Annotated in this window: 1 pseudogene; it reads right to left on the minus strand. The window is 53.7% G+C overall.

The features are described from left to right. Nucleotides 1-255 (minus strand): annotated as a pseudogene (locus tag Q4563_RS21095) (peroxiredoxin); the annotation flags it as partial.

The raw sequence follows: 255 nt of genomic DNA on the forward strand, positions 1-255 counted from the left end.
GACTCAGACAGATACTTGGCAACACCTTCCGGAGAAGCCGTCATGCCTTTATCGCCTTTGCTCCAGCCAGCTGGGCAAACTTCGCCGTGCTCTTCGTGGAATTGCAGCGCTTCAACCAGACGTACCAGCTCATCAATGTTACGACCCAGTGGCAGATCATTGATGTTAGCCGCACGTACCATACCTTCCTTGTCGATCAGGAAAGCACCACGCAGCGCCACACCACCAGCGGTTTCAACGTCGTATGCTTTACAG

The sequence above is a fragment of the Gilvimarinus sp. 1_MG-2023 genome (assembly GCF_030548285.1).